Origin of the sequence: Mycolicibacterium brisbanense (assembly GCF_001570425.1) — a bacterium.
Lineage (GTDB): Bacteria > Actinomycetota > Actinomycetes > Mycobacteriales > Mycobacteriaceae > Mycobacterium > Mycobacterium brisbanense.
In genome coordinates this window covers 1-14181 of sequence record NZ_BCSX01000047.1, presented here as the reverse complement: position 1 = coordinate 14181, position 14181 = coordinate 1, and the positions used below count along the sequence as shown (strand labels likewise).

The following is a 14181-nucleotide window of genomic DNA, read 5'->3' as shown; positions in this document are numbered from 1 at the left end:
TTAATGTTCTTGGTACCCCGACATGTTCTTGGTACCCCGACCAAGGACACGCCCATGACCGACCCATCCAACCCGACGAGCGCCCGCGCGGTGAGTGTTGCCGTCGCGGCCTGCCAGGTGGCCCCCGTCCTTGGCGATCCGCAAGCCAACCGGCACATCGTGGCCAACGCGGTCGACGAGGCCGCGGCCGCAGGCGCCAGGGTCGTGGTCCTGCCGGAGCTCGTCTCCAGTGGGTACGTCTTCGCCGATCGAGCCGAGGCTGCCCGATCAGCCGAACCCGTCGACGGACCGACCCTGCAGATGTGGTGCGGCCTGGCGCGGACCCATCACCTGGTACTCGTGGGCGGGTTCTGCGAACTCGGCGACGGCGACGCCCTGCACAACTCGGCCGCCGTGGTCGACCACACCGGCGTGCGGGCTGTGTACCGCAAGACCCATCTGTGGGACCGCGAGCGGCTGATCTTCACGCCGGGCGACGCGCCACCGCCCGTCGTCGACACCGAGATCGGCCGGATCAGCACCGTGATCTGCTACGACCTCGAGTTTCCGGAATGGGTCCGCCTGCCCGCCCTGGCCGGCGCGCAACTCCTCGCCGCACCTGTCAACTGGCCGGCCTATCCGCGCCGCGACGATCAGCGGCCGCTGGAGGTCGTGCGGGTCCAGGCCGACGCCTCCGTCAACCGCATGGCGGTGATCGCGTGCGACCGCGCGGGTGTCGAACGCGATGTCGACTGGGTGGGCGGCAGTGCCGTCATCGATGCCGACGGCTGGGTGCTCGCCGGAGGGAACTCGACCACCGAACCTCACACGGTGACAGCTGAGGTCGATCTCGACCTGGCCCTGGACAAACGAGTCGGCGGGCTCAGCGACATCCACGCCGACCGGCGCCCCGAGCTGTACGAGGGGGTGACGCACCGGGTATCCGGAGCGCGTTGACATTGCTTCCAGGGTCGTGATCTCGCCGCGACCACGACCCTGGGCGCAACCTCGCGCCGACCGGAGGCGTCAGCCGTCGATCTTGCGCGCGCCCAGTTCGTTCTGCAGGAGCTCCAACGCGACCTCCTCGGGATCGCGGCGTGGCCCGGCCTCGCCCTGCCCCGCCTCGGCGAGCAGCTCTTCTTCCTCGTCCTCGGGCGACGGCGGCTCCGGAGGGGGCGCGAGTTCGGCCTCGGGTATGGAACGGGCCACCCGGGCGGGCACCTTTGGCGGGGGCTTGGTGGCCCGCGGCGGTGGCGGCGCGGCGACTTCGGCGGTGCCCACTTCGCACCGGATCTGCCAGTCCACGCCGAGCGCGTCCTTGAGCGCATCGCGGATCACATCGGCATTGCGCGATTCGGTCAGCCGCTTCGCCAGCGGCGGCGATTCATGGGACAGCACAAGGATTTTGCCTTCGACCGCCCGCACGATCGCCCCGGACAGCATGACCTCGGTGGTACGGCTGCGCTCCCGCACCTTCTCCCGGACCGTCGACCACATGGAACGCACCGCCGCGGCGTTGGGTTCGCCACCTGGCGCGGGCGCCGACGGTTCCGGTGCGGGTTCGGGTTCCGGCTCGGGTTCGCGCGCAGGCGCGACGGGCTCGGGCGTGCGCACCGGCTCGGGCTCGGGCATCGGTGAAGCCACGGGAGGCGCAGGCGCCACAGCAGGCGCAGGAACCGGCGCCGGGGTGGGAGCCGGTGCGGGTTCCGGCGCCGGGGTGGGAGCCGGTGCGGGTTCCGGCGCCGGCGGCGGGGTGGCCGCTGGTGCCTGGCTGCGCCGGGTGTAGGTCTTGGTGGGCTCGGCGGCTGGCCGACCCGCGGCCTGGGCCTCGCCCGCCGGGATCGACATGTCGAGCCTGGTTTCGATGCGTTCGATGCGCTGCAGCAGAGCCGATTCGGTGTCGTGCGCCGAGGGCAGCAGCAGCCGCGCGCACACCACCTCGAGCAGCAGCCGCGGCGCGGTGGCACCGCGCATCTCGCCCAGCCCGGCGTGAACCACCTCGGCGTAGCGGGTCAGCGTCGCCGAACCAAGCCTGTCCGCTTGCTCACGCATGCGGTCGAGAACGTCGGTGGGCGCGTCGACGACCCCGCGGGCCGCGGCATCGGGGACCGCCTGCAGCACGATCAGGTCGCGGAAGCGCTCCAGGAGATCGGTCGCGAACCGGCGCGGGTCATGACCGGCGTCGATCACGGCCTCGACCGCCCCGAACAACGCCGCGGCGTCATTGGCGGCCAGTGCCTCGACAGCGTCGTCGATCAGCGCCATGTCGGTGGCACCCAGCAGCGACAGCGCCCGCTGGTAGGTGATCCGGTTGCCCTCGGCTCCGGCCAGCAGCTGATCGAGCACCGACAGCGTGTCGCGGGGTGAGCCGCCACCGGCGCGGATGACCAGCGGGTAGACCGCGTCGTCGACGTCTACGCTCTCTTCGCCGCAGATGCGCTCGAGCAGCGGGCGCATGGTCCGCGGGGCCAGCAGCCGGAACGGGTAGTGGTGGGTGCGCGACCGGATGGTCGGCAGCACCTTCTCCGGTTCGGTGGTGGCGAACACGAAGATCAGGTGCTCGGGCGGCTCCTCGACGATCTTGAGCAGCGCGTTGAAACCGGCCGTGGTGACCATGTGCGCTTCGTCGATGATGAAGATGCGGTACCGCGATTGCGCGGGGGTGAAGAACGCGCGGTCGCGCAGTTCGCGGGTGTCGTCGACGCCACCGTGGCTGGCCGCGTCGAGTTCGGTGACGTCGAGATTGCCGGGCCCGTTGGGGGCCAGCGCGACGCACGAATCGCACACTCCACACGGGGTCGGCGTGGGCCCCTGCTCGCAGTTCAGCGAGCGGGCCAGGATCCGGGCCGACGAGGTCTTGCCGCAGCCGCGCGGCCCGGAGAACAGGTACGCATGGTTGATCCGGCCCGCGGTGAGCGCCGTCGACAGCGGCTCGGTGACATGCTCCTGCCCGACGACTTCGGCGAACGTAGCCGGACGGTACTTGCGGTAGAGAGCCACGGAAGCAGGCTACCTACCGGTCCCGACTAGTCATCCAGCAGCGACTCGGTCGCCGCCAAGAGCGCGCACGTCGCCAGGCCGTCGATGGCCTCCCGCACATCGGGCAGCGACGGGAACGTCGGGGCGATGCGAATGTTCTTGTCCTCCGGGTCATTCCGGTAGGGGAAAGCCGAACCCGCCTCGGTCAGCGCGATACCGGCGTTCTGCGCAAGGGCGATGGTGCGTTTGGCGGTGCCGGGCCACACGTCGAGGCTGACGAAGTAGCCGCCCTTGGGATCGGTCCACGACGCGATCTTCGATTCGCCCAGCCGGTCTTCGAGAACCTCGGCCACGAGCGCGAACTTGGGGGCGATCAGTTCGCGGTGGCGCTGCATCTGCCGCCGCACGCCGTCGGCGTCACCGAAGAACCGCAGGTGCCGCAGCTGGTTGACCTTGTCTGGGCCGATCGACTTCTTCCCGGCGTGCAGCACGTACCAGGCGAGGTTGCGCTTGGACGCGCCCAGGAAGCAGACGCCCGCCCCGGCGAAGGTGATCTTGGAGGTCGAGGCGAACACCAGCGGGCGGTTCGGGTTGCCCGCGGCCTCGGCCAGGCCCAGCACGTCGACCTGCTCGATGAAATCGTCGGTGAGCGTGTGAACGGCGTAGGCGTTGTCCCACATGAGCCGGAAATCCGGTGCGGCCGTTGGCATTTGGACCAGGCGGCGGACGATCTCCGCGGAGTAGGTGGTGCCGGTCGGGTTGGAGTACACCGGCACGCACCACATGCCCTTGATGGCCGGGTCCGCGGCGACGAGTTCCTCGATGAGGTCCACGTCGGGGCCTTCCTCACGCATCGGCACCGGGATCATCTCGATGCCGAACGATTCGGTGATCGCAAAGTGCCGGTCATAACCCGGCGACGGGCACAGGAATTTGACGACCGGCTCCTGCACCCATGGCCGCTCGGAATCCTCGCCGCCGTGCAGCAGCGAGAACACGATGCAGTCGTGCATCATCGCCAGGCTCGAGTTGTCGCCCGCGATCAGGTTCTGCGCCGGGATGCCGAGCAGCTCACCGAAGATCTCCCGCAGCTCGGTCAGGCCGTTGAGGCCGCCGTAGTTGCGGGTGTCGGTGCCGTCGCGGTCGCGGAAGTCGTCGTCACCGGGCAGGCTCAGCAGCGCGTTCGCCAGGTCCAGCTGGGCCGGGGACGGCTTGCCACGGGTCAGATCGAGGCTGAGGTTCTTCGCCTGCAGCTCGGCATAGTTGCGCTGCTGGATTCCGTGCTGCGCGAGCAGATCGTCGCGGCCGATGGAGTGGAACGACGACACCGCGCGCGCCTTTCACAAGCGTGGACCCGGAACGCCCGGGTGATCGATCAATGAAGGGGACCCCGCGCACCCGCCAGAGCCCATTGACCCTTGCTGCCTTCCGGCCCTGGGGGAGTTCACAGGATGGACGCCGCGCGGGGTCCACGGGCGAGTGTAGTACCCGGCACTCGATGCCTCCGAACCACAGGTGCACAGCGGGTCCACACCCGCACCTGGACAGAGCAGGTTGCGCTGTCGGCTACGATTGCCGACGGAGGATTCGCCTAGTGGCCTATGGCGCTCGCCTGGAACGCGGGTTGGGTTAACAGCCCTCAGGGGTTCAAATCCCCTATCCTCCGCACTCGGGTCCGGGGTGTGACCTGCTCATACGCAGTCTGGTCGCACCCCGGCCCACCCAAATCCGAGGAGGGGTATGAGCCGCACCGTCGCGGTGATATGGCACGCGTCGTCCTCACTCGTCGCTGCCGGGCTCTACTTCTTCTTCGTTCTCCCCCGCTGGCCCGAGCTCATGGGCGAGACCTCGCCCACCCTCGGTCTGGTGGTGCGGATCGTCACCGGTGTCCTGATCGCGGTGGCCGCACTGCCGGTGTTCTTCACGCTGCAGCGCACGCGTCGCCCCGAGTACGGCACGCCGCAGTTGGCGCTGCGCCTGCGTACCTGTGCGGTGGCGTTCCACGTCCTGGCCGGGGTGCTCATCGTCGGCGCCGCGATCTCCGAGATCTGGTTGTCCCTCGACAGCGCCGGCCAGTGGCTGTTCGGCATCTACGGTGCGGCTGCGTCGATCGCGCTGCTCGGCATCCTCGGCTTCTATTTGGCCTTCCTTGCCGAGCTGCCGCCACCGCCGCCCAAGCCGGTGAAGACGACCCAGAAGAAAGCCCGCGGCCGCCGCAAATCCGAGGCTCAAGAGGCTGACGAGGCGACAGAGGCCGACGAGGCAGCTGAGGCTGACGAGTCTGAAAAGACAAAAGAATCGGACGAGAGCGACGAGCCGGACACGGTCGAAGAATCCGAAGAACCCCAGGTCACAGCCACCGACGAGGCTCCTGTCGAGCTGACCGAGTCGGCAGCGGACGAGCCGGAATCGTCGGCCGTCGAGCAGGAGCCCGCCGACGACTCCGCAAACCAGCCCGCCGACGATGCCCAGCCGTCGGAGGAAGCTGCTGCCAGCGATGACACTGCAGGTCAGAAGGGCAAACTGCGCAATCGGCGGCCGGCCAACAAGGGCGGTATCTCACGCCTGCGCCGGCGTTCCCGCGACAACGTCGCCGTCGAGGACTGACCACCCGCGCGTCGACAGCGCCGCTTACGCGGGCGAAGATGGATACATGGGCAAACTGCGGTCACACCGTGCCACATCGATGATCCTGGCGGTCCTCGCCGCCTTGGTGTTGGTGGCCCCGCTGGCACCGGCAACCGCCGCGCCGGGCGATCCACTCTCCGCAGTCTCCGTGGTGCAACCGGCCGTGGCCCGGGTCGACACCAGGGTCGATTACCAGCAGGCGTACGGCATCGGCACCGGCATCGTGCTGTCGCCGACCGGTGAGGTGCTGACCAACTACCACGTCGTACAGGGCGCCAACGCGGTCAGCGCCACGGTCAACGGCCGGTCCTACCCCGCCGACCTCATCGGGTACGACCGCCAGCACGATGTGGCTGTTCTTCAGCTGCGCGGCGCCGACGGTCTGCCGACCGCGACCATCGGCGATTCCAACGCACTGGCACCGGGCGATCCGGTGGTGGCCCTGGGCAACGCGCAGGGCAGCAACGCCCCGCTGACCCAGGAGGTCGGCACGGTCACGGCATTCGGGCGCACCGTCAACGCCGAGGACGAGCTGACCGGCAGCAGCGACGAGATCACCGGCTTGTTCGAGTTCGCGGCACCCGTGCGGGCCGGCGACTCGGGCGGCCCGGTCATCAACGGCGCGGGCCAGGTGGTCGGTATGACGACGGCGGCGTCGGTGAACTTCCGGATGGGTCCGGGCGGCAAGGGCTTCGCGATCCCGATCAACGACGCGATGGCCGTCGCCGGGCAGATCCGCTCGCGCACCCCGTCGGGCTCGGTGCACATCGGTGCACCGACGATGCTCGGCGTCGGCGTGCGCAGCGCACCCCGCCAGGGCGGCGGCGTCATCATCCAGGACGTCATGCGCGGCGGTCCCGCCGACGGCGCAGGCCTGGTCCCGGGCGACCTGCTGACCAGCATCGACGGCACGCCGCTGGATTCGGCACGGACCCTCACGCTGGTGCTGGACCGGCACTACCCGGGCGACGTCATCGATCTGACCTGGCAGGACGCTTCGGGGACCCCGCGCAACGGCAAGGCGACGCTGGCCGCCGGGCCGTAGGTTGATCACCCTCGACCGGCTGATCAACGTACTGGGCGGCTACGGAGTCCACCTGCGGCACTGCTCCACTCCGCGGTCGACCGAGCTGCGCAGCGTCGTGATCCACGAGCCCGGCTATGTGGTCGGCGATGTCCTGATCGCTGTCGGCGCCTCCGATACCGCCGAGGCCATCGCGTGGGCCACGGCGGCCCGGGCGGTGGTGGTCCTGGTCCGCGACTGCGGTGAGCCCGTCTCGGCTGAGCCCGAGGACATGGCCGTGATGGTCGTCGACCCGCAGGTGTCCTGGAGTGAGCTGGCCGCTGTGGTGTACGGCCTGGTCCTGGAGGGCCGCGAGACCGAATCCGGGCGCGGGCCGACGGATTTGTTCGCGCTCGCCGACAGCCTCGCCGACGCGGTCGGCGGTTCGGTGACCATCGAAGGCCGGCGTTCGACGGTGCTGGCGTACTCCCGGATGCAGCAGCACGCCGACCCTGCCCGCGCCGAGACGATCCTGAGCCGCGAGGCCCCGCAGCGGCTGCGAGCCGTGTTCGAAGCGCGCGGAGTGTTCCGTCATCTCGCCGAATCCGACGATCCAATGTTCGTCGCGGGCGATCCCGACCACGGGCTGACCGGACGCATGGTGGTGGCCGCGCGGGCCGGGCGCGAACTGCTGGGCTCGGTGTGGGTGACGTGCGCCGAGCCGCTGCCCGAAGACCGGCGCGTCGCGCTGGCGCACGGCGCGCGCCTGGTCGCCATGCATCTGCTGCGTTCGCGGGCCAGCGCCGATCTGGAACGGCAGGTGGAGTCCGAACTGGTGCTGCGGCTGCTCGAGGGCGCCGCCGACGCGACGACGGTGGTGAGCAGGCTCGCGCTGCCGCAGACCCCGCTGCGCGTGATCGCGCTGCGCGCGCACACCGCCGACGACCGGCACGCGGCCCTGCTGCTGGCGTTCGAGCGGGCCACCACGGGCTTCGGCTGGTCCCGGCCGGGCCGCAGCGCGCTGGCCGGCAACACCGTCTACACCGTGCTGCCCGGCGCCGACGCCGATGCCGCGGGACGGTGGCTGACGGCACTGCGGACGGCGTTGCCCGCGCGGCTGACCCTGCTGGCCGGTATCAGCGGACCGGCAACCGCGGCGGAGCTGGCATCGGCCCGCCGCGAGGCCGAGGAGTGCCTCGCCCTGCACGAGGTGCGGCGCACCGGAGCTGCTCCGGTCTACGACGAAGCCTGGGACGACATCCTGCTGCAACGGCTGCGAGTGGCGGCGCAGTCGGGCCGGGTGCCGCAGCGGGGTCCGGTCGCCGAACTGCGAGAACACGACCGCACGCACGCCACGCGGTACACCGAGACCCTGCGGGCATGGCTGGAGGCCCAAGGCGATCTGGCCAAAGCCGGGCAGCGGCTCGAGGTGCACGAAAACACCGTGCGGTACCGCCTGCGCAAGATGGCCGAGGTGACCACTCTCGGGCTCGACGACGCCCGCAAGCGACTGGCGATGATGATCGAATTGGCCGTCACCGACAGCCTGTCGGAAGCCGACAATCCGCCCTAGTCCGATTGTCGGAATCGGGCAAACGGTGCCGTGGTCGCCGACCTCACCATGGGTGATGTCAGTGTGAATTTCGATCACGGAGGTGGCGTATATGGTCGGCGTCGAACGGATTGACGGCGGTCCGCGTTCCGCCGTCGTCGTGGGTGCCGGCATCGTCGGTCTGTCGACCGCATGGTTCCTGCAAGAGCGCGGTGTCGACGTGACGGTGGTGGACCGCACCGGGGTGGCCGCCGGGGCGTCCTGGGGCAACGCCGGCTGGGTGTCACCGACGCTGACCATCCCGCTCAACGATCCGGGTGTGCTGCGCTACGGGCTGCGCTCGCTGGCCAACCCGAGCGCGCCGCTGCACATCCCGCTGACGGCCGATCCGCGGCTGTGGTCGTTCCTGCTCCGGTTCGCGGCCAACTGCCGACGGTCCTCGTGGAGCCGGGTCGCCCGCGCGAACGTGCCGTTCAATGCGGAGTGCATCGAGGCCTACGACGTCCTGACCAGCAACGGCGTGGAGGCCCCGACGACGGACGGGCCCATCACCGCGCTGTTCGAGTCGCCGCATCAGGCCGAGCACCTGCTGGCCGAGTTGCGCGGGCTCGCCGCCGTCGGTCAGACCGTGACCATCAACAGACTTTCCGGGCAGACGCTGCGCGACAACGTGCCGCTCGCGTCGCCGGCGATCACCACGGGCATCAGCGTCGAAGGCCAGCGCTACGTGGATCCCGGCCGGTTCGTGCACGCCCTGGCCGAATCGGTGGTCGCCCGTGGCGGAGCCATCCGCATCGCCGAGGTCATGGACGTGCAGCCCGCGGGTACCCGCATCAGAACCAAGCTGCGTGACACCGACCTGACCACCGATGCCGCGGTGATCGCCACCGGTGCATGGCTGTCCCGGCTGGCCGGCCGACGGGTCCGCACCCCGGTGCGGGCCGGCCGCGGCTACTCGTTCACCGTGCCGGTAGACCGTCCGGTTCCGGGTCCCATGTACCTGCCCGACGTCCGCGTGGCGTGTACGCCGTACCAGGGTGCGCTGCGCGTCGCCGGGACCATGGAGTTCCGCTCCCCCGACGACCCGCTGCAGCCCGCCCGGGTCGATGCCATCGTCGCATCCGCCGCGCCGCTTCTCGACGGCGTGCACTGGGCCGAACGCACCGACGTGTGGGTCGGCGGTCGCCCGGTCACGCCGGACGGCCGTCCGCTGATCGGCGAAGTGGCGCATGGGCTCTTCGTCGCGGGCGGGCACGGCATGTGGGGCCTGGCCCACGGTCCCATCACCGGCCGGCTGCTGGCCGAGTACATCACCACCGGCAAGCAACCCGAAGCGCTACGTGAATTCAACCCTCTCCGTTGAGAATTCAGCACGTCGCGGCCCCAGTGTGGGCCACCGCGTCGTCAGGGGCGGTGCCCTGTCCCGCCCCTGACGACAAACACGCCTCACCACCAGGAGGAACCAAAATGACTACCAGCCAACGTGTTTGGATGTCACCACAAGCCCACGACCGCCTGCAGCAGGAGCTGGCCACGCTCCGCGAGCTGATCGCAACAGAGGCGGCCACCGATTCCGACGAGAACAGCGTCGCCGTCCAGCGCGCCCGTCAGGCCCGCATCCAGCACATCCACGACCTGCTGCTCAACTGCGTCGTCGGGGAGGATCCGCCGGACGACGGCGTCGCGGAACCGGGCATGGTGTTGACGGTGCGCTACGACGACGGCGACACCGAGGAGTTCCTGCTGGGCGTGCGTGGCGCGGAATACGGTGAGCTGGAAGTGTATTCGGTGCAGTCCCCACTGGGCTCCGCAATCCTCGGAGCCCGCCCGGGCGAGCGCCGCTGCTACTCGGTTCCCAGCGGCGACCAGATTCCGGTGACCCTCGTCTCCGCGGTGCCCTACGGACTGCACCAGCCCGTCACGAGCTATCGCGGAGTCACCGCGTTGCGCCGCCGCGCTTTGAGGTAAGACCTCGATAGCCGGGTGAACGAGCCGGCAGTCTCTGGATTCCACCGATGTCGGCTCGCCGCGGCATAACCTGGTTGCCATGGCAGGTGCACGCAAGGGCACACCCGGCACCTTGACCGCCGACGACTGGCTGCAGGCCGGTTACGCCCTGCTGGCCACCGACGGGATGCGGGCACTCAAGATCGAACGCCTCTGCCAGCAGGTCGGAGCGACGCGCGGCAGCTTCTACTGGCACTTCACCGACATGGAAGGCTACCGCTCGGCGCTGGTGGCGTCCTGGAACACGTTCCTGGAGAACGACCGCCGCTCGCTGGCCGAGCTGGAGAACCTGCCGCCGCGCGAGCGGTTGTCGAAGATGATGTCGACGCTCGTGAGCCCACAACACTGGACGTTGGAGCGCGCCATGCGGGAGTGGGCGCGCTCCGACGAGGTGGCCGCGGCCAACGTGCGAGCCGCTGACGTGCGGGTGCTGCGCGCGGTGGCCAAGGCGTACCAGGATTACGGATTCAGCGCCGAGGAGGCGCAACTGCGCGCCGAGTCGACGTTCGCCGCGGGCATCGGCATGCTGCACCTCGTCGACTCGGCGGCACAGCTGACCGACGCCGACCGCCGGGAACGGTTCCTCGACTTGATGCTCAAGCGGTAGGCCCCGCGCCTACTCGAGGCGGTTGCCCTCGTCGTCCCAGTGGGCGGCGACCTTCTTGCTCGGCTGCACCCGTGGCGGCTCGCCCGGCATTTTCGGATAACTCGGCGGGTACGGCAGATCGCCGAGACCACGCTCCTCGTCGGCGGCCACCATATCCAGCAAAGGTTGCAGGGATTGCTTGTCGTCATCGATCCCGGCCCACGGATCATCGCGTCCGGCAAGGAAATCCGGCACCGTCGCGATGGTGTAGTCGTCGGGGTCGGCGTCGCGCAGCTCGGCCCAGCTCAGCGGTGTGGACACCGTCGCGATCGGCGTCTTGCGGGCCGAGTACGCCGAGGCGAAGGTGCGGTCGCGGGCGTTCTGGTTGTAGTCGATGAACAGCCGCTCGCCCCGCTCTTCCTTCCACCACGACGTGGTCACCGCATCGGGTGCGCGACGTTCCACTTCACGCGCCAACGCGATTCCCGCCCGGCGCACCTCGATGAAATCCCAGTCGGTCTTGATCCGCAGGAATACGTGCACACCACGGCCACCCGAGGTCTTCGGGTAGCCGACCAGGCCCAGCTCGTCGAGCAGCGGCTTGAGCACATCGCACGCGATGGTCCTGGCTTCTCGGAAGCCGGTGCCCGGTTGCGGGTCCAGGTCGATGCGCAGCTCGTCGGGATGCTCGGTGTCGGGGCAGCGCACCTGCCACGGATGCAGTGTCACGGTGCCCATCTGGGCGGCCCAGGCGATGGCGGCCGGGTGCGTGACCTTCAGAGCGTCGGCGGTGCGGCCGGACGGAAAGGTGACGCGGCAGGTCTGCAGATAGTCGGGATGCTTCTGCGGCACCCGCTTCTGGTAGATCTCCTCGCCCTCGATGCCGTCGGGAAACCGCTGCAGATGCGTCGGGCGGTCTTTCAACAGGGCCACCATGCGATCGGCGACGGACAGGTAGTAGTCCATCAGCTTGCCCTTGGTGCCGTCCTTGCCGAGCTTCGGGAAGTACACCTTGTCCGGGTTGGTGAACCGGACCTTGATGCCGTCGACGTCGAGTTCGGTTGCGGGCGTGGGCATTATCGCTTCTCCAGGACGTCGTAGAGGTCGTAGCTCAACGGCACGTCGAGCTGGTCGAATGTGCAGCTGGCCGGTTCCCGGTCGGGCCGCCACCGGAGGAATTTCACCGCGTGCCGAAACCTTTGCCCGTGTACGCCGTTTCCCTCCATCTGGTCATACGCGACCTCACATACCCGTTCGGGGCGCACCGGAATCCAGCGCTTGTCCGCCGCCGAGTTCCACCGGCTCGGATCACCTTCTCGCACTTCGTCGCCCTCGCGCAGCGGTTCGAGGTCGGCCAGCAGTTTCACCCGGTCTTTGGCGGTGAACGACGCTGCGCCCCCGACCATTTGGAGTTCGCCGTCGGCACGGTACAAGCCCAGCAGGATGGACCCGACACCTTCGCCGCTCTTGTGGATGCGATAGCCGATGGCCACGCAGTCGGCGTCGCGGTGGTGTTTGACCTTGATCATCTCGCGCTTGCCCGGCAGGTAGAGCCCGTCGAGCCGCTTGGCGATCACACCGTCGAGCCCCGCACCCTCGAAGGTCTTGAGCCACTCGGTACCCAGGCTGGGATCGTCGGTGGTGCGCGTGACGTGGCACCACTGTTTTTCGTTGACGGCATCTATGAGGGCCTCGCGCCGGATCCGGAACGGCTCGTCGAGCAGTGACTTCTCGCCCGTCGCGAGCGCGTCGAACCCGATGAAGTGCGCGGGGGTCTGTTCGGCGAGCATGCGGATCCGGGATTCGGCGGGGTGGATGCGCTGCGACAACGACTCCCAGTCGAGCCGAATACCACCGGATGCACCGATCTCGCGCGGGACGACCACTTCTCCGTCGAGGACACACCGGTCGACGAGCTCGTCGCGCAGCGCGTCGAGCAGCTCGGGAAAGTACCGGCCGAGGTCCTTGCCGCTACGGGACTGCAGCATCACGTCGTCGCCATCGCGAAAGACCAGCGCCCGGAAGCCGTCCCACTTCGGTTCGTACGACCAGACCCCAGGGTCATCGGGGACTTTCACCTGAGCCTTGGCCAACATGGGTTCAAGCGGCGGCGCGACAGGTAGGTCCACAGGTTCCATACTCACGTAGACCCGGGAACCCGGGCAATGTCATCGACAATGAAGCGATGCAGCTGCCCGTCATGCCTCCGGTCTCCCCGATGCTCTCGAAATCGCTGGCCGCGATCCCCGCAGGCATGTCGTACGAACCCAAGTGGGACGGCTTCCGGTCGATCTGCTTCCGCGACGGTGACGAGGTCGAGTGGGGCAGCCGCAACGAACGCCCCCTCACGCGGTATTTCCCCGAACTGGTCGCAGCCGCGTCGGTGGAACTGCCGCGGCGTTGTGTGATCGACGGGGAGATCGTGCTGCCCAGTGGCAACGGCCTGGACTTCGAAGCCCTGCAACTGCGGTTGCACCCGGCCGCAAGTCGCGTGCGCCTGCTGGCCGAGCAGACCCCGGCCGCGTTCATCGCCTTCGATCTGCTCGCGCTCGGCGACGAGGACTACACCGGGCGCCCATTCGCCGAGCGCCGCGCGGCCCTGGTCGACGCCCTGGCCGATTCCGGGCTGTCGATCCACCTCACCCCGGCGACCACCGACCTGCCGACCGCGCAACGGTGGTTCGCCGAGTTCGAGGGCGCCGGGCTGGACGGCGTCGTGGCCAAACCGCTCGACCTCACCTACCAACCGGACAAGCGGGTGATGTTCAAGGTCAAGCACCAGCGCACCGCCGACTGCGTGGTTGCGGGCTATCGCCTGCACAAGTCCGGGCCCGACGCGATCGGCTCCCTGCTGCTCGGCCTGTATGACGACGACGGCTCGCTGGCGTCGGTCGGCGTCATCGGCGCCTTCCCGATGGCCAAACGCCGTGAGTTGTTCGCCGAACTGCAGCCTCTGGTCACCGAGTTCGAGGGACACCCGTGGAACTGGGCCGCGCACACCGATGCCGACGCGCTGCGCCGCTACGGGGGTTCGCGCTGGAACGCGGGCAAGGATCTGTCGTTCGTGCCGCTGCGGCCCGAGCGGGTGGTCGAGGTGCGCTATGACCACATGGAGGGCCGACCCGGGGCGGGCGACGCGACGGGGAGGAATCTACGGTTCCGGCACACCGCGCAGTTCAACCGGTGGCGGCCCGACCGCGACCCGCGTTCGTGCACCTTTGCGCAGTTGGATCAGCCGGTGACGTTCCAGTTGAACGACATCGTTCCGGGGCTACGCGTCCCGCGAGCGTGAAGCCTGTGCGAAAAAGCGCGCTCAAAGTCAAGTAGTTAATGCAACGCGGTTCTATGCAGCTTGGTTGAGCAGGGCGGCTAAGCGTTGGGCTGGGGTGTTGTAGTCGAGGGTGGGTCGGGGTCTGGTGTTGAGTTTGTCTTGGATGCGTTTGAGGT

12 protein-coding genes, 1 tRNA gene and 1 other RNA gene are annotated in these 14181 nt (G+C 69.0%); 9 read left to right on the top strand and 5 right to left on the bottom strand.

Annotation, left to right across the window (positions count from 1 at the left end; genetic code table 11):
- Positions 1–54 precede the first annotated feature (54 nt).
- A complete protein-coding gene (locus RMCB_RS27430; protein ID WP_062831276.1) occupies positions 55–936 on the top strand; it encodes a nitrilase-related carbon-nitrogen hydrolase in 882 nt (293 codons plus the stop codon).
- Between the two features lie 69 nt (positions 937–1005).
- Here the strand turns inward: RMCB_RS27430 and RMCB_RS27425 are convergent, their stop codons facing one another.
- The 3 genes from RMCB_RS27425 to ffs form a co-directional block, all read right to left on the bottom strand.
- Positions 1006–2979, bottom strand: a complete 1974-nt coding sequence (locus RMCB_RS27425; RefSeq protein WP_062831275.1) for a DNA polymerase III subunits gamma/tau — start codon at positions 2977–2979, stop codon at positions 1006–1008.
- A 26-nt stretch (positions 2980–3005) separates the two neighbouring features.
- The gene (locus tag RMCB_RS27420; protein WP_062831274.1) at positions 3006–4286 is read right to left on the bottom strand and encodes an aspartate aminotransferase type Ic; all 1281 of its coding nucleotides are present in this window, start codon (positions 4284–4286) and stop codon (positions 3006–3008) included.
- 51 nt (positions 4287–4337) lie between these two features.
- Positions 4338–4432: signal recognition particle sRNA small type (ffs, locus tag RMCB_RS27415), an RNA gene on the bottom strand.
- Between the two features lie 106 nt (positions 4433–4538).
- Here ffs and RMCB_RS27410 point away from each other — a divergent pair.
- The 7 genes from RMCB_RS27410 (at position 4539) to RMCB_RS27380 (ending at position 10755) form a co-directional block, all read left to right on the top strand.
- Positions 4539–4624: transfer RNA gene (locus tag RMCB_RS27410), tRNA-Ser, on the top strand.
- A gap of 74 nt (positions 4625–4698) precedes the next feature.
- On the top strand, positions 4699–5565 hold the full coding sequence (locus RMCB_RS27405; RefSeq protein WP_062831273.1) for a lipid uptake coordinator LucA: 867 nt from the start codon (positions 4699–4701) through the stop codon (positions 5563–5565).
- A 46-nt stretch (positions 5566–5611) separates the two neighbouring features.
- A complete protein-coding gene (locus RMCB_RS27400) occupies positions 5612–6631 on the top strand; it encodes a S1C family serine protease (RefSeq protein ID WP_029372678.1) in 1020 nt (339 codons plus the stop codon).
- Position 6632: 1 nt separating this feature from the next.
- The gene (locus RMCB_RS27395; RefSeq protein ID WP_062831272.1) at positions 6633–8162 is read left to right on the top strand and encodes a PucR family transcriptional regulator; all 1530 of its coding nucleotides are present in this window, start codon (positions 6633–6635) and stop codon (positions 8160–8162) included.
- Between the two features lie 91 nt (positions 8163–8253).
- Positions 8254–9504, top strand: a complete 1251-nt coding sequence (locus RMCB_RS27390) for an NAD(P)/FAD-dependent oxidoreductase (protein WP_062831271.1) — start codon at positions 8254–8256, stop codon at positions 9502–9504.
- Positions 9505–9608: 104 nt separating this feature from the next.
- Positions 9609–10109, top strand: a complete 501-nt coding sequence (locus tag RMCB_RS27385; protein ID WP_062831270.1) for a GreA/GreB family elongation factor — start codon at positions 9609–9611, stop codon at positions 10107–10109.
- Between the two features lie 79 nt (positions 10110–10188).
- A complete protein-coding gene (locus tag RMCB_RS27380) occupies positions 10189–10755 on the top strand; it encodes a TetR/AcrR family transcriptional regulator (RefSeq protein WP_062831269.1) in 567 nt (188 codons plus the stop codon).
- 9 nt (positions 10756–10764) lie between these two features.
- On the opposite strand, the gene ligD is transcribed toward RMCB_RS27380, so the two are convergent.
- Together ligD and RMCB_RS27370 are read right to left on the bottom strand one after the other, a co-directional pair.
- Positions 10765–11811, bottom strand: a complete 1047-nt coding sequence (ligD, locus tag RMCB_RS27375) for a non-homologous end-joining DNA ligase (protein WP_062831268.1) — start codon at positions 11809–11811, stop codon at positions 10765–10767.
- A complete protein-coding gene (locus RMCB_RS27370) occupies positions 11811–12872 on the bottom strand; it encodes an ATP-dependent DNA ligase (RefSeq protein ID WP_062831267.1) in 1062 nt (353 codons plus the stop codon). Before RMCB_RS27370 ends, ligD begins: the two co-directional genes overlap by 1 nt.
- Before the next feature lie 47 nt (positions 12873–12919).
- On the opposite strand from RMCB_RS27370, the gene RMCB_RS27365 reads away from it, so the two are divergent.
- Positions 12920–14026, top strand: coding sequence for an ATP-dependent DNA ligase (locus RMCB_RS27365; protein ID WP_062831266.1), 1107 nt, complete (start codon positions 12920–12922; stop codon positions 14024–14026).
- The last annotated feature ends 155 nt before the right edge of the window (positions 14027–14181 follow it).

Coding starts and splice junctions, on each gene's coding strand:
- RMCB_RS27430 (WP_062831276.1), top strand. CDS start 55: ATGACCGACCCATCCAACCCGACGAGCGCCCGCGCGGTGAGTGTTGCC.
- RMCB_RS27365 (WP_062831266.1), top strand. CDS start 12,920: ATGCAGCTGCCCGTCATGCCTCCGGTCTCCCCGATGCTCTCGAAATCG.
- RMCB_RS27385 (WP_062831270.1), top strand. CDS start 9,609: ATGACTACCAGCCAACGTGTTTGGATGTCACCACAAGCCCACGACCGC.
- RMCB_RS27400 (WP_029372678.1), top strand. CDS start 5,612: ATGGGCAAACTGCGGTCACACCGTGCCACATCGATGATCCTGGCGGTC.
- ligD (WP_062831268.1), bottom strand. CDS start 11,811: ATGCCCACGCCCGCAACCGAACTCGACGTCGACGGCATCAAGGTCCGG.
- RMCB_RS27370 (WP_062831267.1), bottom strand. CDS start 12,872: ATGGAACCTGTGGACCTACCTGTCGCGCCGCCGCTTGAACCCATGTTG.
- RMCB_RS27380 (WP_062831269.1), top strand. CDS start 10,189: ATGGCAGGTGCACGCAAGGGCACACCCGGCACCTTGACCGCCGACGAC.
- RMCB_RS27390 (WP_062831271.1), top strand. CDS start 8,254: ATGGTCGGCGTCGAACGGATTGACGGCGGTCCGCGTTCCGCCGTCGTC.
- RMCB_RS27405 (WP_062831273.1), top strand. CDS start 4,699: ATGAGCCGCACCGTCGCGGTGATATGGCACGCGTCGTCCTCACTCGTC.